The sequence below is a fragment of the Kribbella sp. NPDC104218 genome (assembly GCF_055584105.1).
On record NZ_JBVJMQ010000006.1, the window covers coordinates 53,407 to 76,245 of the forward strand.

Sequence of the window (22,839 nt, forward strand, 5' to 3'; positions counted from 1 at the left end):
CTGGGGACGTGGGCCAGGCGAACGTTCCGGCCGCCATCGCCCGGCCCGCGCCGGGCGTGCACCCACCCAACCCCTACACACCCACGCGACCCAATTCGCCGTCCCGACGAACGGGTATTAGTAGGCGCCCCCACGACAATCAGCCCCGCGCCACGTGGCGCACCCTGCTGCGCCAGCAACCTCTACCCGTTTGTAGGCCCATCGACCACCTCCTGGGCCCTCGCCCGAACCCTCGCCGTCCGCCCGCCGTCGGCACGCCCGCACCGGGCGTGCTCCCACCCTCCTCGCAGGCGCGCTCGCACCTCCTCCAGCGGCCGCTGGGGACTCGGGCCAGGCGAACGCTCCGGCCGCCGTCACCAGGCCCGCGCCGGGCGCGTCTCCGGCGACTTGGCCGTGCTCCCACCCGACCTCTCCTCGCAGGCGCGCTCGCATCTCGTTCAGCGGCCGGTGGGGACTTGGGTCAGGCGAACGCTCCGGCCGCCATCGCCCGGCCCGCGGCGGGCGTGCACCCACCCACCCACCCACCCACCAGCCGGTGCCACTCCTCGCAGGCGCGCTCGCATCTCGTTCAGCGGCCGGTGGAGACTTGGGTCGAGCGAACCTTCCGGCCGCCATCGGCAAGCCCGCGCCGGGCGTGCTCCCACCCGCCCCCGCGCCCACGCGACCCAATTCGCCGTACCGACGAACGGGTACTAGTCGTCGCCCCCACGACAATCAGCCCCGCGGCACACGGCACACCCCGCTGCGCCGCCAACCTCTACCCGCTCGTCGGCCCATCGATCACCTCCTGGGCCGCCCTCGCCCGGACCCTCGCCGTCCGACCGCCCTCGCCCGGACCCTCGCCGTCCGACCGCCGTCGGCAGGCCCGCGCCGGGCGCGTCCCCGGCGACTTGACCGTGCTCCCACCCGACCTCTCCTCGTAGGCGCGGTCGCACCTTCTTCAGCGGCCAGTGGGGACTTGGGTCAGGCGAACGTTCCGGCCGCCGTCGGCCGGCTCGCGCCGGGCGTGCTCCCACCCGCCGCCCGCGCCCGCGCGACCCAATTCGCCGTACCGACGAACGGGTACTAGTAGTCGCCCGCCGGACAATCAGCCCCGCGTCACGAGGCAAACCCCGCCACGGCTCCAACCTCTACCCGTTCGTTGGCCCGGTGACTCAGTTCCTGGGCTGGCCCGCGAACCGGCGCTCGTCCTGCTCCACCGCGTGGGTGAACCCGGCAATCAATGGGTGGGTCGGCCGAAGACGGTTGGCTGCGGGCTGGCCGGACCAGCACACGGCGGCGTGGGGTGGCGCAGCGGCGGGCGGGGCGGGTGTGGGCCGGGGAGGTGGGGTGAGGCTTACTGGCTGGCTTGAAGGACAGGAGGTGGACGTCGGGACGGGGGTGCTGGTTGGAGGGCGACGCTTGGGTGGGGGGCTGGAGGGGGAGTACCTCCTGTTCTACGTGCTGGGGCGAGGGGTGGCTAGGGACTGGTTGTGGGTGTCGCCGTCTTTGGTGTAGCTGGAGCGCCAGATTGGGGTTTGGTGGTTGGTGGTTTGGAGGTGGGTTAGGGCTGTGGCGAGGAGGGCGTGCAGGGTGAAGGAGTTGAGGATGGTGGAGGCGCCGGCGGTGGGGGTGTCGGGGAGGTGGAGGAGGGCGTCGGCGGTGGGGACGTGGGTGTTGATGTGGACGTCGGCCAGGTCGGCGAGGTGTACGTCGGCGGCTCGGGCGGGGTGGTTGGCGGGGAGCGTCGCGGTGGCGGCGGGGGAGGTGAGGGCGATGACGGTGGCGCCCAGGGCGTGAGCGGTTCGGGCGGCGGTGATGGCGGCGGCGTTGATGCCGAAGGCGTTGATGATGATGAGGGGGTCGCCGGCGGACAGGCCGGAGGTTCTGATCAGGTCGGCGCCTTGGTCGGGGGTTCGTTCGGCGGCGGTGGCGGCCAGGGCGCCGGCGGCGAGGGTGGTGCTGGGGTCGGTGATGGGGACGAGGTTGGCCGGGCAGCCGGCTCGGCAGATCACGTCTTGGACAGCGAGGGCTGAGTGGGCGCCGGGGCCGTAGAGGTAGACGCTGCGGTCGCGGCGGAGCTGGTCGGCGACGACGGCTGCGGCGCGGTCGATGGCGTCGGCCTCGTCACGAGCCAGGTCGTTGATCGCCTGGGTGAGGCGGACGGCGTACTCGTCAAGCAAGCTCACGGTGCAGCCATTCGCCGGCTCGGAGGGTGGCTACAACGGTCAGGGCGGGGGAGAGGATGGTGAGGTCGGCGTCGTACGCCGGGGCCAGCCGGCCCTTGCGGTTGGCCAATCCGAGGACGCGCGCCGGGCGGGTGCTGGTGGCGGCGACGGCTTCGGGGAGGGGCCAGCCGAGGGTTTGGTGGAGGTGGCGAAGCATGCCGTCGAGGGGCGTGGTGCTTCCGCCGAAGGCCGGCTGGCCGACGACCATGCCGACGCCCGAGGCGACTTCGCACTCGATGACGCCGAGGCGATAGCGGTACCCAGCAGGCATACCCGCGCCCGCGGTGGCGTCGGAGACGACGACGAGCCGGTCGCCCAGGCAGCGCCGGGCGATCTCGATCAGGGCCGGCGGGAGATGGTGGCCGTCGGCAATGATCTCACCGATCAGATGGTCGGCGGCGAGCGACTCCTCGAGCAGCCCCGGGACCCGCCACGGGCCCTCCCGGACGAGCGTCGACTGACAGCTCCAGAGATGGGTCAGGTGCGAGAGCCCGCCGGCAACGGCCGCGGCGAGCTCGGGGCCGCGGGCCTCGCTGTGCCCGGCAGCGACGACCACGCCGGCTTCGGTCAGCCGACGGACGAAGTCCGGGACGCCGTCCAGCTCGGGCGCGACGGTGACCACTCGGATCAGGTTGCCGCGGGCAAGTAGTCGGTCGGCCTCGCCCGCGCCGGGCGGACGGAGAGCGGCGGGATCGTGCGCGCCGCATTGCGACTTGGCCAGGTAAGGCCCTTCGAGATGGACGCCGAACAACCCGTCGCCGACGCTCTCGGCCAGCGCGTCCAGCTGTTGTTCGAGGTCGGCGGGCTGAGCGGAGACGAGCGAGGCCTGCATCGTCGTGACGCCGTGGCGGGCGTGGAAGGCGAGGATCTCGCGGTGCGCGGCGGGGTCGGGGGTGTCGAAGGAGTGGCCGCCGCCACCGTGGACGTGCAGGTCGATCAGGCCTGGGACGACGATGTGCCCGGCCAGGTCGATCACGTCCGCGCCCGGGCGGACGTCGTCCGCCGGGATGATCGCCTCGATCCGGCCGCCGCTGAGGACGAGTGCGGCGTCGTCGACGAGTTGGTCGTCGACGACGAGGGTCGCGCCGGTGAGCGTCGTCATCCGCGGGGGTCGGATTCGGTGTCGAGGAAGAGGCGGACGCGGGCGTGGGTGCGGAGCGCCGTGCCGGGATGTTGCGGGCCGATCGGTTGGGTCAGCGTGTCTTGCACAGCTTGGCGTTTCGGTGCGCCGGGGACGGAGGCGATCACGTCGCGGGTGTTCAGCAGACGGGGGATGGTCACGGTGACGGCGTGTGTCGGGACGTCGTCGAAGCGGGCGAAGTGGCCCTCGTCGACCTGCTGGCGACGGCTGGTGTCGTCGAGGGCGACGACCTTCGCGGCGCGTGGGTCGGCGAGATCGGCGGGCGGGTCGTTGAAGGCGAGGTGGCCGTTGACGCCGAGGCCTAGCAGGACGACGTCGAACGGCGCGTCACCCATCAGCTGCTCGTACTTCCTGGCCGCGGTCTCGGGGTCGTTGCCGGGGGCTACCGGATGGAAGGTTGCCTGGGGCACCTGGTTGAGGAAGGTGCGGTGCAGCCAGGTGCTGAACGCCTGGGGCGCGTCCGGCGGCAGGCCGACGTACTCGTCCATGTGGAAGAACTCGACGCGGCTCCAGTCGATCTCGGGCTGGGTCGCGAGCGCGGTCAGTGTCGCGGCCTGGCTCGGCGCCGCGGCCAGCATCACCCGGGCGCCCGACGTCCACTCGATCGCCTCCCGGATCCGCTCCCCGGCCCACACCGCGGCCGCCTGCCCGAGCGCGGCCCGGGTCGGGTAGGTGCTGATCTGCGGGGCGTGGTCGATGCCGACGGTCATGCGTTCTCCTCTGCGGTCTTCGGGCACAGTACGTCGAGGGCCGCGTGGACGGCCGCGTCGGTGACGATCTCGAACGCGTCCATCGCGGGCACGCTCAACACCCGCTCACCCACGTCGCCAAAACTCTCCGCCGCCAGCGTCGAGTTCACCACCACCGCCGCACACCGAGCCCCCACCGTCACCGCCGCCACTTCCTTCCACTGCTGCCCGGCAGGCGTCGGGCCCCACCCGAACACCGGAATCAGCCACGCGCCGGGCCGCCGTTCGCCCACCTTCCCCAACACGCCGTCCACCAACTGCTCCTCCACCAACTCGAACCGCAACCCACGCGCAACCCCCAGCTCGTAGAACCGCCGCGCCAACACCGAATCCCCAACCACTACATGATTTTCTGTTGGGTTCAGCACGCTTGTCCCAGTCACGTCGATGGTGGTGGGGCGGGCTGGGTCTTGCCAGGGGGTGGGGGTGTTTAGGGGGGTGGGGTCGGGTTGGTGGAGGTTCAGGTGGGTGCGGGCTTGGAGTAGGCGGCGGGTGGCGGGGGTGAGGGTGTTGGGTGGGAGGGCGGTTTGGAGGGAATGGAGGATGGGGGCTAGGGCGGCGGCGGGGGTTTTGATGTTGGCTACGTCGGCGCCGGCGGTGAGGGCTTGGAGGGCGGCGGCGGTGGGGGTGTGGTGGCGGGCGACGGCGTCCATGTGGAGGGCGTCGGTGATGATGACGCCGGTGAAGCCGAGGTGGTCGCGGAGCCAGGTGCGGTTGACGAGGGGGGAGAGGCTGGCGGGGGTGTGGACGCCGAGGGTGGGGTAGGCGATGTGGGCGACCATGATGGTGGCCACGCCGGCGGCTACGGCGTCGGCGAAGGGGGGTAGGTGGGTGGTGTCGTGGTCGGCTTGGGTGCGGTTGATGACGGGCTGGGCGAGGTGGCTGTCGATGCTGCTGTCGCCGTGGCCGGGGAAGTGTTTGGCCGTGGCGAGGACGCCGTTGTCCTGGTAGCCGCGGATCTGGGCGGCTCCTAGTGCTCCGGTCTCGCGCGCCGGTACGCCGTACGCGCGGACGCCGAGGATCGGGTCGTCGGGCACGCTGACCACGTCGATGCACGGGCTGAACGTCCAGTGGTAGCCGGCCGCGCGCGCTTCGAGCGCCGTCGCCGCCGCGACGCGGTACGCCAGCTCGGCGTCCCCGGAGATCCCGATGCCGCGTGGGTAGGGGAAGTGCGTCCCGCTGCGTCGCAGCGAGTACATGATGCCCGCCTCCAGATTCCCGCTGATCAGTGCGGGCGGGACGCCGGCGTCCGCGCAGATCTCCGCCACGGCGTCGTGGTACCGCCGCGCGGCCGACGCCGTCATCCCGGTGACGCTGTGCAGCGTGCCGACGCCGAGCTCGAGCGCCCGGCGGGTCGCCGCGTCGGGCAGTCCGTCCGGGCCGACGCCGGGCAGCACCAGCAGGCTCTGCGCGACCTGCTGCGCCGGGGTCAGCCGGCCGAGCCAGTCGTCCACCCAGCGGTCGGCGGCGGGATCGCTCAGCGGTGCGGGCATTCGATCACCTCGTGTCAAAGGTTTGCACGGAACCGCGATCACGGAATGAATTCATCAGCAAGTTTCCGTTGACCACCGGGGATCACGAGCCTACTGTACGGCTACGGTTTGTCAAAGGTTTGCACAGATCGGTCATTCGAGAGGGGCTGCCATGTCAGTGCGGTTCGTAAACAACCGGTTGGTTGCAGGTGCGCTCGCCGCGGCGCTGCTGCTCACAGGGTGCGGTCTGGGCAGCGGTGCGGCACCGGAGCAGACCGACACGTCCGGCGAGGTCAAGGGGACGATTACCTTCCAGACCGTCCAGCTGTCGCCGACCTTCGACGACTACCTCAACGGCGTCATCGCCGCCTTCGAGAAGGCTCACCCGGGCACGAAGGTCGAGTGGACCGACATCCCGAGTGACGCCGCCGCCCGCAAGGTCAGCGCGGACTCCGTCACCGGCAAGCTCCCCGACGTGATGGACCTCGACACCGGCACGCTCGCACCGCTCGGACGCCGGGAGCTGGTCGTCGACATGGCCACCGCCGCGAACGACGTCAAGAGCACCTACGTCCCCTCCGCCTGGGAGTCGTTCGCCTTCACCGGCAGCGCGATCGCCGCGCTCCCGTGGTACCTGAACACCCCGGTCCTGATGTCGAACCAGAGCGTCCTGAAGAAGGCCGGTCTGGACAGCCAACCCGTTCCGGCGAGCTACGACGAGCTGTTCGAGCGAGCAGCCCAGATCGCCGAGAAGGCCAAGGTGGCCGGCTACCAGCCCACAGAGACCGGTCTGACCAGTGCGCTGCTGACAGTCGGCGTCCCCCTCGTGAACGACGACTCCACCCAGGCGGTAGTCAACACACCCGACGCGCAGAAGTTCGTCGCCAAGCTCACCGAGCTCTACAAGTCCGGCGGCATTCCGCAGGACAGTGTGACCGCCAAGGAGCGCAGCGAGATCGAGACGTTCTCCGACGGCAAGACGGCGTACCTGGAGGCAGGCGGCTCCCGGCTGAAGATCATCAAGCAGAACTCCCCAGCCGTGTACGGCGAGGTCGCAGTCGGCAAGCCGCTCGGTGACGCGACCAAACGGACCTGGGTCGTCGCGCACGGACTGGCCGTCCCGAAGAAGTCCGGAAACATCGCTACCGCAGTCGCCTTCGCAAAGTTCCTGTCGTCGGCAGAGAACCAGCTTGCGCTCGGCAAACAGTCCAGCGTCTTCCCGAGCACGCTGGCCTCGCTGAACGACCCGTTCTTCACTGCCGGCGACGACAAGGACCTGACGGTCGCTGCCCGCAAGATCGCCGCAGCCAGCCTGCACGACGGCCGTACGACGGTGAAACCGGCAGCGGCCGATTCGGAGTACGCAGCGACGCTGTGGTCGGCGGTGCAGCCCGCGATCCTCGGTAAGACCAGCCCGGCCGACGCACTGGCGGACGCCGAGACGAAACTGACCAAGATCCTCAAGGACCGTCGGCAGTGACCGCCGTGGCCATCCCCGTCCGGACAGCGCGCCAGAAGGCTCGCAAGCTGCAACGGCATCGCTGGTGGGTGCCACTGTTCTTCATCGGGCCTGCGCTGGTCCTGCAGGTGACGTTTCTGTTCGTCCCGCTGGCCAACACCTTCATTCTGGCGTTCACCAACGCCAGCACGATCGGCGGCGGTACCTTCACCGGCCTGGCCAACTTCACCGAGCTGGCAGCGGACGACGCGTTCTGGCACGCCGTCGGCCGGACCTTCCTCTACATGCTGATCGCAGTGCCGGTTCTGACCGTGCTGTCGACAGCTCTCGCCGTACTGGTCAACACGCGGCTACGTGGCTCCGGTGTCGTCCGGTCGCTGCTGTTCTCGCCGATGGTGCTGCCGCTGGCTGTGATCGCAGTCGTCTTCCAGTACCTACTGAACTCCGACGGCCTGGTCAACCAGATCCTGCAGGGCCTGCACGTCGTCAGCGGACCAGTGCCGTTCCTGAACGACCCCAGCCTCGCACTGATCAGTCTGACCATGGTGACGGTCTGGAAGGGCTGTGCGCTCTACACGCTGATCACCGTCGCAGCGCTGCAGAACGTGTCGCCCGAGCTGGACGAGGCCGGACAGCTGGACGGCGCCGGCTGGCTCCGCCGGACGCTCAGCGTCACCCTGCCGCAGATCCGCGGGACGACGATCATGATCGCCATCCTGGCGTCGATCGCAACGCTGCGCGTGTTCACGGAACCGTTCGTGATCACCGGCGGCGGTCCGGGGGATGCGACCGAGACCATCGTCGTCTACCTGTTCCAGAAGGGCATTGCACCCGGTACGGACGCCGGCTACGCCTCTGCGATCAGCCTGGTGCTGTTCGCCTTCGTCTTGTCGGTGTCCGCGGTCAGCTGGCTCATCTCGCGGAAGGCGCGCTCATGAGAGAGAAACTGATCCGTTGGCCGCTGATGATCATCGCCGCCGCTACGGTGCTCGCACCGCTGCTGTGGCAGGTCACCATGTCGCTGAAGAGCTCCAGCGAGTCAGCGGTCGGCTTCCCGGGCACGCTGCTGCCGAAGCAGCCGACCCTGGACAACTTCGCTACCGCGTTCACCGAGATCCCACTCCTGCGGTACGTCGGCAACTCGCTCGCAATCGCCGGTCTGGGGATGGTCCTCAATCTGGTTCTGGCCACGCTGACCGGGTACGCGCTCGCGCGGATCGCGTTTCGCGGCCGTGCGGCGTACACGACCATTCTGTTGGCCACGGCGGTGCTGCCGTTCGAGGTCATCCTGGTGTCGACGCTGCTGGTGTCACGCGGGCTGCACCTGAACGACACGCTGATCGGCGTCGTCCTGCCGCAGGCTGTCTCGATCGTGTCGATCTTCGTGATGCGGCAGGCCTTCGTCCGGATCCCGGGTGAGCTGGCCGAAGCGGCGGACATGGACGGCGCTGGGCCGCTGCAAGTGTTCTGGCACATCATGCTGCCGTCGGTGCGCGGTTCGCTCGCAGTGGTCGCTGTGCTCGGTTTCCTGGACTCGTGGGACCACTTCATCTGGCCGCTGGTTTCGTTGAGTGACCCAGCGAAGTACCCGGTGAACGTCGGCGTGCAGTACCTGTCCGGGACGTTCTCGGCGGACCAGCGGGTGATCTCGGCCGCTGCGATCGTCGTGATGCTGCCGCCGCTGCTCGTCTACTTCCTGATGCAGAAGCAGGTCTTCCGCGGCCTGGCCGAGGGAGCGCTGAAGGGATGACGCCCACTGTCGCACTCGTCGGTACGTCGGGCTACGGCCGGCAGCATCTGGATCAGCTACTCGCTTGGCAGCGTGATGGTCTGCTCCGGCTGGCTGCACTGGTAGACCTGCGTTTCGACGACGAAACCCGAGCCGTTGTCGCAGCGGCCGGTGCGAAGCCGGAGTGGCGTCACGACCTCGATCTGACCGGCATTGACCTGGTGGTGGTTGCTACGCCACCGCACACGCATTTCGCCTTGGCAGAGCAAGTACTGCGGGGCGGGTGCGCGCTCTACCTGGAGAAGCCACCGGTCCCACTGCTGTCCCAGCTGAATGCGCTACGAGCGATCCAGCCGCGGCGTCGGGCCGAGGTCGGTTTCCAGTACGCCCGGGCGACGATCGAGGCCGTTGAGGCAGCGATGCCGGCTGTTGGTGAGGTCACCCGGATCACTGCGCACGGCTGCCTCTTCCGGCCGGATTCCTACTACACGCGCAGTCCGTGGGCCGGTACGTGGTTCCACGACGGTGTGGCGGTCTTCGACGGTGCTCTGTTCAATCCGTTGGCGCATGTGGTCCACACGGCGCTGATGCTCGCCCGGCGGATCGACAACACCTGGTGGCCTTCCGACGTCGAGGCGGAGCTGTACGCCGTCCACGACATCACTGGCGACGACACCGGCGTACTGCGGATCCGGTCGGCCACTGGCCCGGTCGTGGTGGCAGTCGGTACGACAGCTGCCGACGTCGTGGACGAACCGGCCATCACTGTGCACGGGACAGCTGGGCAGATCACTGTGCCGCATCGGGACCACGGCGGGCCGCATCCGTTGCTGGCGGCATTGAAGAACCTGGACGGGACGCCGGACCCGCTGCTCGACCTGGACGCGATGGAGCCCTTCGTCACCGTGGTGAACAAGGCGGTCGAACTCGTCGGCACTCCGGGCCGGATCGCTGCGCCGGCAGGGTTGTCGGACCTCATCGACCGCGTCGTCCGCACTGGTAGCCTCTTCGCCGAGCTGGAGGCGAGAGATGACTGAGCGAACGAGGCCTGCGACCCTCAAGGACGTTGCGAAGGGAGCGGGGGTTTCGATCTCGACAGTGTCCCGAGTCTTCTCCAATCCCGGGCGCATCTCCCCGGAGACCTCGGAGCGGGTCCGTGAGGTGGCCAGGAAGCTCCGCTTCACGCCGAACGTGATGGCGCGCTCGCTGATCACCGGGCGGTCGCCGAACATCGGTCTGGTGGTTCCCGACATCACCAACCCGTACATGACCACGCTGCTCAAGGCTGCGCAGAAGGTGTCCCGGCTGCACGCCACTGGTGTGTTCGTCGCCGACACCGACGACAGTGCGGACATCGAGCGGGAGGTGTGCGAGCAGTTCGCCCAGCAGAGCCGCGGTGTGATCCTCTGTGCGCCGCGAATGACCGCATCACATATCCGCGAGCTGAGTGGGATCGTGCCGCTCGTCCTGGTGAACAGAGTGGTCGAGGGCATCCCCAGCGTCTTCACCGACTCGCGGGCCGCGCTGCGCGAGCTGCTGGATGAGCTGGTCGAGCTGGGGCACCGCCGCCTGGCCTACCTGCCCGGCCCAGCCGGCTCGTGGTCGAACACCCAGCGCGGGCGGACAGTCGCAGACCGAGCCCGTGCCCTGGACGTCGAGATGATCCGGCTCGACCCCACCGACGGGACGCACGCCGACGGCGTCGCCGCAGCGGACCAGGTGCTCGAGCTGGGCGTCACGGCGGTGATGGCGTTCGACGACGTCCTTGCGGCCGGTCTGGTCGAAGGACTGCGCAGACGGGGTAAGTCCGTCCCCGACGACGTCAGCGTGACCGGACACGACGACATCCTTTCTGAGCTCGTGCACCCCGGGCTCACCACCGTCACCGGGCAGAGCGGCCGGGTCGGTCAACTGGCGATCTCCAGGCTGCTCGACGGATCGGGGCCCGTCTCGGGGCCGGGCCCGGAGTCGGGCACGCACCAGGCGGAGTCAGTGGGTGTGAAGGCCACCGTCGTCCGCCGGAACTCGACGGCCGCGCCGCCGCGTTCCGGCTGACCATCTCCTGTGAGGGGGCACCATGTACCGAGTTGTGGCATTTCTGATTGGGCTCTTGTTTCTTCCGGCGGTTGTCCTGCCCGCTACCGCGACTGTGTGCAGCGGGTACGACGCGGCGGTCCAGCAGGACCGGCCAGCGGCGTACTGGCGAATGTCGCGGGCCGGGTTCAGCAGTGAGGCCTCGGTCGTCGGTGGCTCCCAGCTGACCGGCACGTACGCCGGTACGCGGTCGGCCACCACGCTGCCGAACGGTGAGGCGGCTGCTGCCTTCGACGGGGCCACCGGCTACTTCCAAGTGCCGGACAACGCCGTCCTGAGCCCGGCCACGGCCGGTGTGCTCACGCTGGAGGCGTGGGTGCGGCCGGACACACTGCAGTTCCCGCACGCGCAGAGCAGCGGTTACGTGCACTGGATGGGTAAGGGCGAGGCCGGGCAGCACGAGTACGTCTCCCGGATGTATTCGCTGACCAACACCGAGAACCGGCCGAACCGGATCTCCGGCTATCTGTTCAACAACACCGGCGGGCTCGGCGCCGGCTCCTACTTCCAGGACTCGCTGAGCGCCGGTACGTGGATTCACTACGTGCTGGTCATCAACGCGAACGCGAAGAGCGCCACCTACCCGAACGGCTACACCAAGATCTACCGCGACGGCGTGCTCCGCGACCAGGACGACCTGAGTATCAGCGGGCAGATCATCGTGCCCAGTGACGGCACGGCGCCGTTCCGCGTCGGCACCCGGGATTTCGGCTCCTGGTTCCAGGGCGCGGTCGGCAAGGTGGCCGTCTACGGCAAGGAGCTCCCGGCGGCGCGGATCGCCGCGCACCACGCCGCTATGCTTGCTCCCGTCCCGCGGTGGCGACGCTGACCTGCGGTTTCGCAGTGCGGATGGGGGTTCCCCCCGATGGGTACCGTGGGATAGCCCCCGGGAAAGACTGGGGTTGACCTCAATTCGCGAGAAGGTGTCTCGCGACTAGCGTTTCTCGACATGACGGACCAGGTGATGATGACCGCGTTGCAGGCCACACAGGAGCCAACCGGAGGTGTGGCCGGGTGGGCCATCGAGTTGATGGAGAAACTGGGCGCCCCGGGCGCCGGTCTCGCTGTCGCTCTGGAGAACCTGTTCCCCCCGCTGCCCAGTGAGGTGATCCTGCCGCTGGCGGGTTTCGCCGCCAGCCGCGGTGACCTCGGCCTGGTCGCGGCGATCGTGTTCACGACCCTCGGCTCGGTGGTCGGCGCTCTCGCGCTGTACGGCGTGGGCGCCGTCCTCGGCCGGGATCGGACGCGCGCGATCGCCGCGAAACTGCCGCTGGTCAAGGTCGAGGACATCGACAAGGCCGAGGACTGGTTCAACCGGCACGGCCCGAAGGCGGTGCTGATCGGGCGGGTGGTGCCGATCGTCCGCAGCATGATCTCGGTACCGGCGGGCGTCGAGCGGATGTCGATCCCGCTGTTCCTGCTGCTGACCACCTTCGGCAGCGCCGTCTGGAACACGCTGCTGATCGTGGCCGGCTACCAGCTCGGCGAGCGCTGGCACGTGGTGGAGTCGTCGGTCGGCGTCTTCCAGTACGTCGTGCTCGCCGGCGCCGTGCTGGCGGTGACCTGGTTCGTCGTCGTCAAGATCCGGGCCAAGCGTTCACCAGCTGAGAAAGTCAAGTAAAAAGCTCGACTTTGACTAGGCTCGACCCATCACTTGCCGAGTACAGGAGATGGGTCAGATGTCCTCAACCGCGTTCGAGCCGCAGATCTGGCCGCAGTCGGTCGTCACCGTGGTGGGCAACCCGAGAGCCGGGTCGCGGACGGCGGCCGCCGCGGCCAGCGTCGCTGAGCTGCTCGCCTCCGAGCTGGGGACGCCGTACCGGCTCGACGAGCTGATCGACCTGGTCACGGTCGCGCCGGCGATCTTCGCCGGTGCCGCCGAGCCGGATCGGGCGGCGCTGGAGAGCGCGATCGACCTGGTCTCCTCGGCCTCGGTGATCGTCGCGGCGACCCCGGTCTACAAGGGCAGCTACACCGGGCTACTGAAGAGCTTCCTCGACGTGCTCCCCGCGCGGGCCCTGGCCGGCGCGGTCGTCGTCCCGGTCACGGTCTCGGCCGCGCCCAGTCACAAACTGCTTGCCGACCAGCACCTGCGGCCGGTGCTGGCCGAGCTGGGTGCGAGCGTCCCGGTTCCCGGCGTCATCCTCGAGGAGCGGGACCTCGACGACCTGCAGGTGGTCCTGGCCAGCTGGCTGCGTGCCAACGCGGCCATCATCCAAGCCACCGCTATTGCCCTCCAGCCGGTCCCTGAGCCCACACCGGCCCGCTGACTCAGCCGAGCAGGTAGCTGCGCATCCCAGTGCAGAGCTCGGAGACCAGAGGGCTGGTCCAGTCGGTCCCGTCACCGCTGAAATGGCCGGTAAGCTGTTGGTCGGGTGTCGGGCGGAGGCGGATGGCCAGGGCGTCGGCGAGGCCGGTGTCCTTGGGGCCGGCGACGGCGTGAACGGTGCCGTGCGACGGGCCGAAGTCGTAGCCGCTCGGCCACTGCTGGGGGACGTACTCGAAGAACGGCGTCCGCGCTGGGACCGGCACGTCGAGGATCGGGAAGCGGGCGTGTTTGACGCACCCGAGGACAGCCTCGCGGACTGCGGGGACGTCGTCGGCGAGCGTGCCGGTCGGGAGCGGGATCGCCAGGACCGACGGGATGATGCAGGGGCCGAGGACTCGCTGCCACTGCGGCCGGTCCCGTTTGCTGAGGAGGGTGTTGAGTATCAGGGAGTCGCCGGGGCCGACGTACGGAGCCATGCCTGCGCCCAGCCCGGCCAGGAGCGTGACCAGCGGGGTGCTGCGGTAGGACTGGCTGCGCAGCTCGACGCTGCTGAGCTCTTCTGCGCTGAGCAGCTCCCCGCGGTAGGCGAAGTCACTACGGCCAACACTCGACGGCTGCGGGCAGGCTTTGGCCTCGGTGATCCGGCTCTGCCACCACTCCGACGCTGCACCGTGCTGCCGCTCGACCAGCTCAGCTTCGTTCCGCGTGTAGTCGGCGTACTGCGCAGCGGGCGGCGGTACGTCGACGCCAGTCAGCTGTGCGCGGTACAGCGCGGCCAGCTCGTCCAATGTCGTCCAGAGCGTCACTGGGTCGGACACCATGTGATGCAGGTGCAAGGCCAGCCGCGGACCAGCCACTCGCAGCCGCACCGGCGCCGCCATCGGCACCTCCGCATGCACTTCAACCGAGTCGACCACCTCCAACTCCGCGGTCGGCAACGGATGCACGTACTGCGCCGGCCCAGCCACGATCTCGGTCCGCAGGACGTCGTGCCGGCGCTGCAGCTCAGCAAACGCGGCAGCCAGCGCGCTGTGGTCCAGTGGCTCGTCCATCTCCAGGACGGCGTTCATCGTGAACCACGGCCCGCAGGCGAACCCAGGCCGCATGGCGTCCAGGTGCAATGCGAACGTCTGCCACAGCGAGGTCGGAACGCTCACAGCAGCGCCTTCGAGTAGTCCGGCACATCAGCCTTCAGTAGCGTCTCGTGCAGCTCCTGCAGGATGTCGACGGCGAAGTCCTTTCGCGCCCAGTCTTCGAACGAGATGCCGTAACCGAGTGAGATCCACAGGTCCGCGTTCCGCTGCTCGTGCGCGCCGAACGGCTCCAGCAGCACCAGCGGCGTCGCGGACCACAGCGAATCGAGTAGCGTCCCGCCGCCGGGCTTGCTGACCGTGGCCAGCGCCTGCCGACAGAGGTCGAACGACCCGTGGTGACCAGTGCGTTGCTCGAACGGCTCCCCGGCCAACCCGAACGGCGGATAGCCGTCGTCCAGCCACGGATGCCACTCCGGATCGATCATGAAGTACCGGACGCCGTCCGTGGTCAGGTCTTGCTGTTCGTAGGCCACCACGTCCAGTGCGAAGCCCGCAGCGACCAGCTCATCGGCGTAGTCGCGGTAGGTGCCCATGCCCCAGCCGCCGCCGTGCACCAGCAGTCTCCGGTCCCGGTCAGCCCAGGGGACTGGCTCGTCTCGGCTGACAGGGATGCTCCAGGGCACCGTCCCGGCGTCCGCGTCACCCAGCCAGATACGCCGCACCGGAATGGACGGCGTACCGACCTTGTCGAACGACGGCGACGACACGGAGTCCACGTGGCAGATGTCCACGTCGACCGGACCGTACTGCTCGACGTACTCCGTGAGCAGCGTGAGCCAGAAGCCGGACAGGACGACGAAGCGGGTCACGCCGCGCGCATGCCAGTCCGCAAAGAGCGCTGCGACCGCGGCCGGGTCTGCTGCCCGAGAGGCGTTCCCTGCGATCTTCTGACCAGCCATAGCGACGCGGAAGTCGCGGTGGAAGGCCAGTTTGGACTGCGCGGTCGTGGCGAGGGTTTTCGCCGGCATCAGCCGTTCCAGCACTGAGACGGACACCTGTCCGCCTTGCTCGCGAATCCGGTCGGCCAGCAGCAGACCGGGGACGTGCACGCCCAGTGCGACACCGGACGTGAGCACCTCGATCACAGCTCCGCCAGCGCCTTGTCGAGGTGCCGCTCGATCAGCTTCTGGAAGCCGACGTCGGTCGAGCCACGCGGCGTCGCCTCGATCAGCATGATCAGGTAGAGGTAGACGCGGTACAGCGCGAGACGTTCCCGGTCGATGTCGGCGCCGTACCCGGCCAGCAGGTCGGCGTCCACCTCGGCGAACAGCGTCAGCGAGACGAACTCGGCCACCGGGTCACCCCAGAACGCGCGCTCGCCGTCGATCAGCCCGGTCACCCGCCCGTCCTCGACCAGGATGTTGCCGTCCCACAGGTCGAAGTGGATCAGCCGCGGCACGGACACCGAGTCCAGCAAGGCTTTCCGGTCGGTGACGAGCTCCCGGCGGACAGCCGGGGGCAGAGCGACGTTGTAGCGCTCGGCGTCGGCCATGAGGTCGTCGAACATCCCGAGGAAGGCTGCGCTCCAGCTGGCCTTCAGCCCGCGTTGCGGGTAGCCGAAGCCGTCCGTCCCGGTCACCTCGTGCAGGCTGGAGACGATCCCGCCGAGCTCGCGCCGGTACTGCGCCCGCGTGTCAGCGACGCTGTGCAGCGTGACTCCGGGCAGGGCGGTCATCAGCAGGAAGCCCGGGCCGGTGTGCACCACCTCTGGGACCGGCGCCTTGCCGAGCGCCGCCTGGTAGAACAGCGTCTCGGTCCCGATCAGGTCCTGCTCGTAGGTGAGCCCCGGACCGGTCGGTGCGATCTTCAGCACCAGATCGCCGTCGGTCAGGCTCAACCGCTGCACCTGGTTGTAAGTGCCGTCGGCAAGGTCGGCGACGGCAGTGAGCTTGCCCGGGTCGCGGCCGGCGGCGGCCAGCAGGTCGTTGACGTTCATTCGGTGGCCTTTCGGGCGGACTGGTAGATGGCGTCCATCAGCTCGATCCGCGGGACGGCGTCCGCGAGATCGGAGCGGCCGTCGACGAGCCGCGCGAGCTGGCGTTCGTAGTACGAGACCGGCGCGAAGCCGATGACTTCGCGTTCGCCGCCGGCCGGGGTGACGACCAGGTTCAGCGGGAGGGCGGCGATCACCGGCCGGAGGAAGTTGCGCAGCTTGACTGTCGCGCCCTCGAACTCGAAGACGTGCTCGCTGACGTGATTCGGCCCGACACCGCAGTCCAAGGTCGCTGTGGTCTCCGGCCAGCGCAGGGTGGCCCGGAACTCCCGGTCGACGCCGTTCGGGCCGTCGAACGCCGACTCGCCGGCGTACTCGGTCACCTCCAGCCCGACTGTGGCCTGGAGTGCCTGCAACCAGTAGCTGGCACAGTCGAAGAAGATGCCCCCGCCCAGCTCTGGCCGGTCGCGATACCCACCTGGCTTCGGCTCGGCGAACGTCATCCGGGTGTGCACCGAGCGCAGTACGCCGTACCGGCTGTCCCTGATGTACGAGCGGACCACCTGCTGCCACTCGTGATGTGCGGTGGCGACAGCCTCGGTGATGTGGACGGCGCCGTCCGCTGCGAACTCCAGCTCGGCCACCTCGTCCGCAGTGAGGCACAGGGGCTTCTCAACGATCACATGCTTACCCGCCACGGCAGCGCGGACCGCCCAGCGGTGGTGGGCCGAGTTGTGCAGTGAAACATAGACGGCGTCGATTTTGGGGTCCGCGAGCAGTGCTGCGTAGTTGTCGTGCACAACCTCGATGCAGTGCTGGTTCGCGTACTCCTTGGCCCGTACCGGGTCGCTGGCTGCGACCGCACGGACGTGCGCGTTCACGGCGTCCGCCGGGGCGAGCATGGTGCGTGCTGCGATCCCGGTGGCTCCGATCAGTCCGATCTCAAGCGGCATCGGTCATCCCTCGTGGTGTCAGGCCGGCAGCGTTGACCGCGTCGACCAGGCGGCGTCGCCACTGGTCGAGGTCGTCGGTGCGGCAGAAGATCGCCAGGTAGACGCGGCCACCAGGCGCGGCGAGCGTGCTGCCGTTCAGCACGAGGACGCCGGGCTGGTCGCCGGTGCTGAGCAGACCGTCGAAGGCGGTCAGCACATCGGTGATTCCCTTGCCAGGAGCAAGGTTCAGTTCGAGTTGCCACAGATGCGCGGTCAGCGGCGACCGCTGGTCCAGCTGGAGAGTCAGCAGCCCGAGTGACTGCCGGGCGTTGATCTCCAGCACCGGTACGACGCTGCCGTCGGTCAGCAGCATCGCATCGACTCCGACCGGGCCCCAGTAGCCGGCACGCGCCAGAGCCTCCGTCACGCCGGTCAGGGCGTCGGCGTACCAGCCTGCGTCGACTAGCGCCGGCGCTGGGCGGTGCGAGCCCAGATGCCGGAAGCCCTTGTTCGTCATCTGCTGTAGGCCAAGGAACTCCGCAGTACCGTCCGGGGCGAGCTCGAAGTGCCCGGAGAAGTCATGCAGCTTCGGCAGCTTCTCCTGGACCAGGAGCTCGACCCGGCGCCCGGCGTCCACCTGTTTGCGCAGTACGCGTTCTACCGCGCGCAGGACGCCGGGGGTCGACACCTCCAGCAGCGCGCGGCCGGAAACGCCGTACGGGTCCTTCACCAGCGCCCGGAACTCGAGCGCGGTGACGGCCTCGACCAACTCCTCAGGTGTGCGAACGACTCGGCCCGCGCCGGGTAGGCCGAGTTCGATCACCAGCTCGTTCGACCAGGTCTTGGAGTTGACCTGGGCGACCACCTCCGCTGTGGGCAGGCTGGAGCCGGCCAGCCGGGCGGTGTCCGGGAGGACGGCGTACGGCGAGACCTCACCCGTCAGGGGGCCGAGGTACCGCTCGACCGGCCCCGGTCCGGGGTTGTCGACCGCCTGGTGCCGGATCGGGAAGCCCAGGCCGGCCACGACCCCTGGGTCGATCGGGTACCGGGTGATCAGGACGTCGTCCGGCGCGCAGAAGCCCAGCAGCAGCTCGTCCATCGCGTCGACCGCCGGGTCCCGGCCGCCGACGGACGGCAGCTCGGCCAGGTCGGCGGGCCGCCACCACGTCTCCGCGTCGAACGTGCCGAAGCGGATCGTCATTGCACGGGTGCGGCCAGCCGCGCCACGAACGCGCTGAACTGGCTCACCCGGCGCAGATCGTCCAGCTGCAGCGACGGGTAGTCGAGCTCCAGGTCGAACTCGTCCTCGATCGCCAGCAGGAACGTGATCGTCTGCAGCGAGTCCAGCCCGTACTGCTCGACCAGATCGGCGTCCGACCCGATCTCCTCGGCGGTCGTGCCGTTGTCGAGCACCTTGGCCAGCACGAGTTTCACGCGGTCTTCGATGTCCACCTCAGACTCCGTTCAGGTAGAGAAGGATGCATTTCGAGCAGACCGGCATCATTCCGTTCTCGGACATGATCCGGCGGACCTCACGGAACGACTGGCTCTGCCACAGGTCGTTGACCGACTGCTCGTAGAGGTTGCCGACGACGAACTCCGGGAAGAACTTGCACGAGCTGACGGCGCCGTCGGCGTGCACCTCCATCCGGTTCGAGACCGCGAGGCACTTGCTGCGGTGCTGGGCCGGCCGTGAGGTGCCGAGGATGAAGTCGGTGACCTCGTCGTCCTCGAGCTGCGGCTGGTAGCGCAGCCGGACATTCCAGGCACGGGAGGCCAGCCGAGCCATCGACTCGCGCAGCGCGGGCAGCTCCTCCTCCGGCAGCTGGTAGGTGTAGCTGTGCCAGGTGGGCTTCTTGGTGTCGGTACTCGGGTTCAGCCAGGAGAACGTCTTCTCGTACAGCCGGTCCATCGACTCGGCCACCTCTGGGCTGATGTACCAGGGGAACTGGAAGTAGACGGTGTTGACGCCCAGCTCCTCGGCCCACTCCATGAACTCGTACATCTTGTGCACGGTGACGTGCGAGACCATGCAGGACAACGACAGCTCGCCGTCCCACTTCCCGTCGCGTTTGAGGTCCAGCATCATCTGGATGTTCTCCATGGTCCGCTTGAACGTGCCGCGGCCACGCAGTGCCTCGTGGTCCTCACCGAGACCGTCCAGGCTGACCAGCAGGTTCAGGTTCTCGCCGATCCGGAGCAGGTCGTCGACCTTGCGTTTGAACAGCAGGCCGTTGGTGCACATGTTGACCGTCCGCGGGTACTTCTCCAGCAGTGCGGCGACCTGGTCGAACTTCGTGTGCATCAAGGGCTCACCGCCCCACAGGAACAGCTTGGAGCGCGTTTCGGCCGTCGTCCGCAGGACATCCTCGATGACCGACAGGTCGAGCTCGGTGCGCTGCCGCTCGGAGCTGAAGTCGCGGAAGAAGCCCTGTTCGTTCCACTGGTAGCAGTGGGTGCAGCGCAGGTTGCAGCGGTATGTCAGCTGCAGGCTGACCTCCTGCGGCAGCGGTGCGGCGTACGACGGGTCGATCAGCAGATTCTTCCGGGCTTTCGACCGGATCGAGACCGTGTGCAGGATGTCGGCGAACTCTTTGTTGTTCAGCGTGCGGGTCGTGGTGGGGCGCATCAGACCTCCGATGAAGTGGTGGCTCGGGCGACGAGCAGAGCGCTGGCTCCGGCGATCACACCTCCTGTCGCCAGGACGAGGACGAGGCCGCTCGCGGCCCCGAGTTGATTACTCAGTACGCCGCCGGCGAAGCCGCCGGTGAGCGCACCGAGGGGAACGGTGGACGAGGTGAGCGTGCGGGCCGCTGCGTGCACAGTGCTCTGCAGCGCGGCCGGTGTGACCTGTTGACGCACGCTCGTGGTGACGACGTTCCACACCGGCAGCCAGACACCCGCCATCACCCGGATCAGCACCAGAGTGAGCGCAGGCGCAGTCACCAGACAGAGGGGGATCGCCAACCAGCACAGGGCTTCCACTCCGGTCAGCACGAGCGTACGACGGGTGCCCAACGCCGCTGCGAGCTTGTTGGCGACGAAAGCCCCCAGTAGCCCGCCGACCGAGCCTGCTGCGATCAACAGCCCACCGGCGAGGCTCGACAGCCCCAGCACCCGGTACGCGAACAGCAGCAGCACTGCGTCCACCATGCCGGTCCCGAAGCTCCGTACGGCGGCTGCGCCAACCTGCTGGCGCAGCACTGGATGCCGGCGTACGAAACCGATCCCGGTTCGAATGCGCTGCACCAGCGGCTCAGTCGCTGGTGCAGCCGATTGTTCGAGCGCAGTGATCCGAGTACGTCCGTACGCCGAAGCGAGGAAGGGCAGCGCGCTCAGCAACAGCCCGACCCTCGGACCGGTCGTTCGCAGCAGCAGACCGGCCAGCGCCGGCCCGACCAGCTTCGAGGCGCTGTCCGAGCTCTGCAGCTTCGCATTGGCGCCGACCAGCTCCCGCTGGTCGACCAGAGCCGGTAGGTACGACTGGCCGGCGACGTCCACGAAGACCATCGCCACCCCGGCGACGGCGACCACCACGAACAGCTGTGGAATCCCCACCCCGCCGAGGACCGCGGCGAGCGGGATCGTCGCGAACGCCGCGCATCGGATCAGCTCGCCGCCGATCATCACCCGGCGGCGGGGGATGTGCGGGAGCGCGGCGCCCGCGAGCAGCCCGAACGCCGGATAGGCGAACCAGCCCAGGGCCGACAGCACGCCCACCTGCGCGCCGGACGCGTCCAGCGTCAGGATCGCGATACTCGGCACGGCGAAACCGGTCAATCGGTCGCCGACGAAACTCGCCGTCTGACTGCTCCAGTACCACGACAGATCAGCGCCTGATCGTGTCGCAGTGTCCGTGGTAGATCGTCCGCGCACCAGTCGACTCCCCAGCGTCGGTTGGCTGAATCCCGGCTGCCACCGCCCCTTTCTTCAAGCTCTGAAAGAAGACCTCGGACAACTTAACCGGGCAAGTGCCGCGACTCAACCCCTCAGTCATGAATTGCTCGCTGAGGGTAGGGAAGTGGTACGGACTCTCAGTTTCGGGATGTCTGATGACTTAGCCGCGAAGCACCGCGCGCAACCCCGCGGTGTAGGTCTCGGGAGTGGTGTCGCCGATGATGAGCCGCTGCAGGACGAAGCCGGGGAGCAGGCCGAACAGGACCTGGGCGATGTGCCGCGGGTCAGCGTCCGGATCGAGGATGCCGGCGGCCTGGGCGCGGCGGGCGACGAGCTCGAACCGGCCGCGGATGTCGGTGTACTTGGCGCCGGCGATCGCCATGACGGCCGGGTTGTGCAGGGCCTCGGCCCAGGCTTGCAGCGCGATCCGGGTGACGTCGCCGCCGGGCCGCTCGGCCAGGCTGACGACATGCTGGAGCAGGCGCTCCAGAGCGTCGATCGGGCTCATCGGCTCCTGCGGGTCGACGAACTCGTCGAAGAGGTTCTCGACCGTGCCCAGCGCCTCCTCGGCGATCGCGGCGACGATCTCCTCCTTGCTCTTGAAGTAGCCGTAGACCGCGCCCGCGGACAGGCCGGAGACCTCGATCAGGTCGGCCATCGTCGTCTTGTGGAAACCCTGCTCGGCGACCAGTGTGCGGGCCGCCGCGACGATCTGGGCGCGGCGGGCGAGCCGGTGCTCGGCTGTGACCTTCGGCATCTCCGCAACCTAAAACGAATGTCCGTTCTTGACAAGTCGCGCTCGCCGGGAGCACTCTCGATCTCATAAAGAACGGTCATTCGGTTTTATCGAGAGAGGTTCAGCATGAGTGCCCACCGACGTCCGCCCCTGATCGCCGTCGTCACCCTGCTCACCGCCGTGCTGACGGTGCTGCTGATCGCGTTCGCCTGGCCGGCGGCGCGCTCCGAGCCCCGCGACCTCCCGATCGCGGTCGCCGGTCCGAGTCAGGTCGCCGGGCAGGTCGGCGCGGGGCTCGACCAGGCGATGCCCGGCGGGTTCGAGGTCACCGCGGTCGCCGACCGGGCGAGCGCCGTCCAGAAGATCCAGGACCGGGAGGTGTACGGCGCGATCGTGCTCGACGCGCAGCAGCCGGAGGTGCTGACGGCGTCCGCCGGTGGGCCTGCGGTCGCGCAGGTCCTTACCCAGCTGGCGACCAAACTGTCGCCTGAGCACCCAGCCAAGGTGACGGACGTCGTACCGCTGCCGAAGGATGACCCGCGTGGCGCTGGGCTCGCGGCCGGTGCGCTGCCGCTGGTACTCGGCGGCATCCTCAGTGCGGTCGCACTGACCCGGCTGGTGCCGTCCGGCGCGCAGCGGTTGGTTGGCGCGGTCAGTCTCGCGGTGGCCGGCGGGTTGGCGCTGACCGCCGTACTGCAGTTCTGGCTGGGCTCTTTCGAGGGCAACTACTTCGCAAACGCCGGCGTGATCGCGCTGTCGATCGCTGCGATCAGTCTGACGTTGCTGGGCCTGGAGTGGCTGGGCGGCGCGGCTGGGCTCGGTGTGGGCGCCGCAGTGATGATGCTGCTCGGCAACCCGCTGTCCGGGCTGGCGAGTGCGCCCGAGATGCTCCCGGCGGGGTGGGGCACGCTCGGTCAGCTGCTGCCGCCGGGTGCGGCCGGTACGGCGTTGCGGTCGGTGAGCTTCTTCGACGGTGCCGGGTCGGGGACGGCGTTCGTCGTCCTGAGCGCCTGGCTCGCACTCGGCGTGCTGCTCTGCGGCCTGGGCGCGATGAGGTCGCAACGCGTTGTTCATGGCCGTCCCGAGACTTCGCCCGTTACCGTCTGAACCAGGTCCCGACGCGGTGA

The 22,839-nt window shown here is 68.8% G+C and carries 22 protein-coding genes; 9 read left to right on the forward strand and 13 right to left on the reverse strand.

Features of this window, described 5'->3' with window-relative positions; all coding sequences use genetic code 11:
- Positions 1-1,436 precede the first annotated feature (1,436 nt).
- The 4 genes from ACZ6ZD_RS35870 to ACZ6ZD_RS35885 are packed head-to-tail and all read right to left on the reverse strand — an operon-like array spanning position 1,437 to position 5,590.
- Positions 1,437-2,168: a sugar isomerase domain-containing protein gene (locus ACZ6ZD_RS35870; RefSeq protein WP_465678922.1), complete on the reverse strand. Its 732-nt coding sequence runs from the start codon at positions 2,166-2,168 to the stop codon at positions 1,437-1,439.
- On the reverse strand, positions 2,155-3,309 hold the full coding sequence (locus tag ACZ6ZD_RS35875) for an N-acetylglucosamine-6-phosphate deacetylase (protein WP_465678924.1): 1,155 nt from the start codon (positions 3,307-3,309) through the stop codon (positions 2,155-2,157). The genes ACZ6ZD_RS35870 and ACZ6ZD_RS35875 overlap by 14 nt, the downstream gene beginning before the upstream one ends.
- Positions 3,306-4,058, reverse strand: coding sequence for a 6-phosphogluconolactonase (locus ACZ6ZD_RS35880; RefSeq protein WP_465678925.1), 753 nt, complete (start codon positions 4,056-4,058; stop codon positions 3,306-3,308). Before ACZ6ZD_RS35880 ends, ACZ6ZD_RS35875 begins: the two co-directional genes overlap by 4 nt.
- The gene (locus ACZ6ZD_RS35885; protein WP_465678926.1) at positions 4,055-5,590 is read right to left on the reverse strand and encodes a glycoside hydrolase family 3 N-terminal domain-containing protein; all 1,536 of its coding nucleotides are present in this window, start codon (positions 5,588-5,590) and stop codon (positions 4,055-4,057) included. Before ACZ6ZD_RS35885 ends, ACZ6ZD_RS35880 begins: the two co-directional genes overlap by 4 nt.
- A 151-nt stretch (positions 5,591-5,741) precedes the next feature.
- Here ACZ6ZD_RS35885 and ACZ6ZD_RS35890 point away from each other — a divergent pair, with 151 nt between their 5' ends.
- The 8 genes from ACZ6ZD_RS35890 (at position 5,742) to ACZ6ZD_RS35925 (ending at position 13,121) form a co-directional block, all read left to right on the forward strand.
- The gene (locus ACZ6ZD_RS35890; RefSeq protein ID WP_465678928.1) at positions 5,742-7,049 is read left to right on the forward strand and encodes an ABC transporter substrate-binding protein; all 1,308 of its coding nucleotides are present in this window, start codon (positions 5,742-5,744) and stop codon (positions 7,047-7,049) included.
- On the forward strand, positions 7,046-7,966 hold the full coding sequence (locus ACZ6ZD_RS35895) for a carbohydrate ABC transporter permease (protein ID WP_465678929.1): 921 nt from the start codon (positions 7,046-7,048) through the stop codon (positions 7,964-7,966). Before ACZ6ZD_RS35890 ends, ACZ6ZD_RS35895 begins: the two co-directional genes overlap by 4 nt.
- Positions 7,963-8,778, forward strand: coding sequence for a carbohydrate ABC transporter permease (locus ACZ6ZD_RS35900; RefSeq protein WP_465678930.1), 816 nt, complete (start codon positions 7,963-7,965; stop codon positions 8,776-8,778). The genes ACZ6ZD_RS35895 and ACZ6ZD_RS35900 overlap by 4 nt, the downstream gene beginning before the upstream one ends.
- A complete protein-coding gene (locus ACZ6ZD_RS35905) occupies positions 8,775-9,794 on the forward strand; it encodes a Gfo/Idh/MocA family protein (RefSeq protein ID WP_465678932.1) in 1,020 nt (339 codons plus the stop codon). Before ACZ6ZD_RS35900 ends, ACZ6ZD_RS35905 begins: the two co-directional genes overlap by 4 nt.
- Positions 9,787-10,812 carry a LacI family DNA-binding transcriptional regulator gene (locus ACZ6ZD_RS35910; RefSeq protein WP_465678933.1) on the forward strand — a complete coding sequence of 342 codons (1,026 nt, stop codon included), beginning with the start codon at positions 9,787-9,789 and terminating at the stop codon, positions 10,810-10,812. The genes ACZ6ZD_RS35905 and ACZ6ZD_RS35910 overlap by 8 nt, the downstream gene beginning before the upstream one ends.
- Before the next feature lie 34 nt (positions 10,813-10,846).
- On the forward strand, positions 10,847-11,680 hold the full coding sequence (locus tag ACZ6ZD_RS35915) for a LamG-like jellyroll fold domain-containing protein (protein WP_465678934.1): 834 nt from the start codon (positions 10,847-10,849) through the stop codon (positions 11,678-11,680).
- Positions 11,681-11,800: 120 nt separating this feature from the next.
- Complete coding sequence (locus ACZ6ZD_RS35920; protein WP_465678936.1) at positions 11,801-12,472, forward strand: DedA family protein; 672 nt, start codon at positions 11,801-11,803, stop codon at positions 12,470-12,472.
- Positions 12,473-12,530: 58 nt separating this feature from the next.
- A complete protein-coding gene (locus ACZ6ZD_RS35925; RefSeq protein WP_465678937.1) occupies positions 12,531-13,121 on the forward strand; it encodes an NADPH-dependent FMN reductase in 591 nt (196 codons plus the stop codon).
- 1 nt (position 13,122) lies between these two features.
- On the opposite strand, the gene ACZ6ZD_RS35930 is transcribed toward ACZ6ZD_RS35925, so the two are convergent.
- From ACZ6ZD_RS35930 to ACZ6ZD_RS35970, 9 genes are all read right to left on the reverse strand, one after another.
- Positions 13,123-14,277: a condensation domain-containing protein gene (locus tag ACZ6ZD_RS35930; protein WP_465678938.1), complete on the reverse strand. Its 1,155-nt coding sequence runs from the start codon at positions 14,275-14,277 to the stop codon at positions 13,123-13,125.
- A complete protein-coding gene (locus ACZ6ZD_RS35935; RefSeq protein ID WP_465678940.1) occupies positions 14,274-15,299 on the reverse strand; it encodes a hypothetical protein in 1,026 nt (341 codons plus the stop codon). Before ACZ6ZD_RS35935 ends, ACZ6ZD_RS35930 begins: the two co-directional genes overlap by 4 nt.
- Positions 15,296-16,150, reverse strand: coding sequence for an aminoglycoside phosphotransferase family protein (locus ACZ6ZD_RS35940; RefSeq protein WP_465678941.1), 855 nt, complete (start codon positions 16,148-16,150; stop codon positions 15,296-15,298). Before ACZ6ZD_RS35940 ends, ACZ6ZD_RS35935 begins: the two co-directional genes overlap by 4 nt.
- Complete coding sequence (locus ACZ6ZD_RS35945; protein ID WP_465678942.1) at positions 16,147-17,100, reverse strand: Gfo/Idh/MocA family protein; 954 nt, start codon at positions 17,098-17,100, stop codon at positions 16,147-16,149. The genes ACZ6ZD_RS35940 and ACZ6ZD_RS35945 overlap by 4 nt, the downstream gene beginning before the upstream one ends.
- Complete coding sequence (locus ACZ6ZD_RS35950) at positions 17,090-18,280, reverse strand: ATP-grasp domain-containing protein (RefSeq protein ID WP_465678944.1); 1,191 nt, start codon at positions 18,278-18,280, stop codon at positions 17,090-17,092. The genes ACZ6ZD_RS35945 and ACZ6ZD_RS35950 overlap by 11 nt, the downstream gene beginning before the upstream one ends.
- Positions 18,277-18,531 carry an acyl carrier protein gene (locus ACZ6ZD_RS35955; RefSeq protein ID WP_465678945.1) on the reverse strand — a complete coding sequence of 85 codons (255 nt, stop codon included), beginning with the start codon at positions 18,529-18,531 and terminating at the stop codon, positions 18,277-18,279. The genes ACZ6ZD_RS35950 and ACZ6ZD_RS35955 overlap by 4 nt, the downstream gene beginning before the upstream one ends.
- Before the next feature lies 1 nt (position 18,532).
- Positions 18,533-19,708 carry a radical SAM protein gene (locus tag ACZ6ZD_RS35960; RefSeq protein WP_465678947.1) on the reverse strand — a complete coding sequence of 392 codons (1,176 nt, stop codon included), beginning with the start codon at positions 19,706-19,708 and terminating at the stop codon, positions 18,533-18,535.
- Positions 19,708-20,955 (reverse strand): MFS transporter, encoded by a 1,248-nt coding sequence (locus tag ACZ6ZD_RS35965; protein ID WP_465678948.1) that lies wholly within the window; start codon positions 20,953-20,955, stop codon positions 19,708-19,710. Before ACZ6ZD_RS35965 ends, ACZ6ZD_RS35960 begins: the two co-directional genes overlap by 1 nt.
- A 181-nt stretch (positions 20,956-21,136) precedes the next feature.
- Complete coding sequence (locus ACZ6ZD_RS35970) at positions 21,137-21,733, reverse strand: TetR/AcrR family transcriptional regulator (protein ID WP_465678949.1); 597 nt, start codon at positions 21,731-21,733, stop codon at positions 21,137-21,139.
- Positions 21,734-21,838: 105 nt separating this feature from the next.
- Here ACZ6ZD_RS35970 and ACZ6ZD_RS35975 point away from each other — a divergent pair, with 105 nt between their 5' ends.
- Positions 21,839-22,819 carry a hypothetical protein gene (locus ACZ6ZD_RS35975; protein ID WP_465678951.1) on the forward strand — a complete coding sequence of 327 codons (981 nt, stop codon included), beginning with the start codon at positions 21,839-21,841 and terminating at the stop codon, positions 22,817-22,819.
- The last annotated feature ends 20 nt before the right edge of the window (positions 22,820-22,839 follow it).

Bases quoted from the DNA above. Each gene is read 5' to 3' on its own strand.
- ACZ6ZD_RS35875 (WP_465678924.1), bottom strand. From the start codon at position 3,309: ATGACGACGCTCACCGGCGCGACCCTCGTCGTCGACGACCAACTCGTC.
- ACZ6ZD_RS35880 (WP_465678925.1), bottom strand. From the start codon at position 4,058: ATGACCGTCGGCATCGACCACGCCCCGCAGATCAGCACCTACCCGACC.
- ACZ6ZD_RS35885 (WP_465678926.1), bottom strand. From the start codon at position 5,590: ATGCCCGCACCGCTGAGCGATCCCGCCGCCGACCGCTGGGTGGACGAC.
- ACZ6ZD_RS35890 (WP_465678928.1), top strand. From the start codon at position 5,742: ATGTCAGTGCGGTTCGTAAACAACCGGTTGGTTGCAGGTGCGCTCGCC.
- ACZ6ZD_RS35900 (WP_465678930.1), top strand. From the start codon at position 7,963: ATGAGAGAGAAACTGATCCGTTGGCCGCTGATGATCATCGCCGCCGCT.
- ACZ6ZD_RS35905 (WP_465678932.1), top strand. From the start codon at position 8,775: ATGACGCCCACTGTCGCACTCGTCGGTACGTCGGGCTACGGCCGGCAG.
- ACZ6ZD_RS35910 (WP_465678933.1), top strand. From the start codon at position 9,787: ATGACTGAGCGAACGAGGCCTGCGACCCTCAAGGACGTTGCGAAGGGA.
- ACZ6ZD_RS35920 (WP_465678936.1), top strand. From the start codon at position 11,801: ATGACGGACCAGGTGATGATGACCGCGTTGCAGGCCACACAGGAGCCA.
- ACZ6ZD_RS35925 (WP_465678937.1), top strand. From the start codon at position 12,531: ATGTCCTCAACCGCGTTCGAGCCGCAGATCTGGCCGCAGTCGGTCGTC.
- ACZ6ZD_RS35940 (WP_465678941.1), bottom strand. From the start codon at position 16,150: ATGAACGTCAACGACCTGCTGGCCGCCGCCGGCCGCGACCCGGGCAAG.
- ACZ6ZD_RS35945 (WP_465678942.1), bottom strand. From the start codon at position 17,100: ATGCCGCTTGAGATCGGACTGATCGGAGCCACCGGGATCGCAGCACGC.
- ACZ6ZD_RS35950 (WP_465678944.1), bottom strand. From the start codon at position 18,280: ATGACGATCCGCTTCGGCACGTTCGACGCGGAGACGTGGTGGCGGCCC.
- ACZ6ZD_RS35960 (WP_465678947.1), bottom strand. From the start codon at position 19,708: ATGCGCCCCACCACGACCCGCACGCTGAACAACAAAGAGTTCGCCGAC.
- ACZ6ZD_RS35970 (WP_465678949.1), bottom strand. From the start codon at position 21,733: ATGCCGAAGGTCACAGCCGAGCACCGGCTCGCCCGCCGCGCCCAGATC.
- ACZ6ZD_RS35975 (WP_465678951.1), top strand. From the start codon at position 21,839: ATGAGTGCCCACCGACGTCCGCCCCTGATCGCCGTCGTCACCCTGCTC.